Below are 232 nucleotides of genomic sequence, written 5' to 3'. Positions count from 1 at the left end.
GCGCAGCAGAGACTGGATCGGTCGCCATAAAGACAGCACCGAATGCAAAACCACCAATTACTAAATGCCAGTAAAACGGTAGGCTCATCATCAAGTTGTCTTTAGAGCCAATCATATTAAAGACAAGGGAGGTGGCAATCAGACCAACCACACAACCTGCCATGATGCGCCATGAGGCAATACGCGTCCATAACAGAACTGCTGCACCCATTAAGATTGCTAAGGTCGATAC

Annotated in this window: 1 protein-coding gene; it reads right to left on the bottom strand. The window is 47.4% G+C overall.

Annotation, left to right across the window (positions count from 1 at the left end):
- Window positions 1–232, bottom strand: a 232-nt coding sequence (locus tag AAEY78_RS15155) for an RnfABCDGE type electron transport complex subunit D (protein WP_352340351.1), incomplete at both ends; no start/stop codon positions are given.

Source organism: Psychrobacter sp. 16-MNA-CIBAN-0192 (genome assembly GCF_040309565.1).
Classification (GTDB): domain Bacteria; phylum Pseudomonadota; class Gammaproteobacteria; order Pseudomonadales; family Moraxellaceae; genus Psychrobacter.
Note: the sequence above shows the minus strand (reverse complement) of the source record. Positions and strands in the feature narration are given on the sequence as shown.